Source organism: Peribacillus frigoritolerans (genome assembly GCF_030676415.1).
GTDB lineage: Bacteria > Bacillota > Bacilli > Bacillales > DSM-1321 > Peribacillus > Peribacillus frigoritolerans_A.
The window spans coordinates 1-504 of record NZ_JAUUTW010000096.1 but is presented as its reverse complement, the minus strand read 5'-3'; the positions used below and the strand labels follow the sequence as shown (position 1 = coordinate 504).

1 protein-coding gene is annotated in these 504 nt (G+C 52.4%); it reads right to left on the bottom strand.

What is annotated here, in order from left to right:
- A partial coding sequence (locus tag Q8G36_RS28620; RefSeq protein ID WP_305275340.1) for an SDR family NAD(P)-dependent oxidoreductase occupies positions 1-504 on the bottom strand: 504 nt, incomplete at both ends.

The window sequence follows — 504 nt, the reverse complement described above, 5'->3', positions numbered from 1 at the left end:
CTCCGGGACAAAGCGTGAAAAATTGGACGCCACTGTTGCGGTTTTCCCACCACAAGGCTTGGGTAAACGACAAGACGAAGGCTTTCGTTGCTCCGTATACGGCCATATAGGGAAGGGGCTGAAATCCGGCGGTCGATGCGACATTGATAACGGCCCCGGAGTTTCTACACAACATATCCGGCAAGAACAAGTGCGTCATATCTACAACAGCGGCAACATTGAGCATGACTTCCTCATGCTGGCGCACGCCTGACATTTGTTCAAACAAACCGTGCGTGGCAAAGCCTGCGTTGTTGACCAGCAGTTCGATCTCTAAATTCAGAAGTTGACATTGCCGATATAACTCGCCTGGCGCGCCCTCTTTGCCAAGATCGGTAGGAATCACCTCGACCTTGACGCCGTGCTTCTTTCTAAGCTCCGATGCCAGGTTCTCCAGCTTGTTTTTCGATCGGGCTACGAGTACAAGGTCGCCACCCTCTTTGGCCAATTGTCGGGCGAATTGCT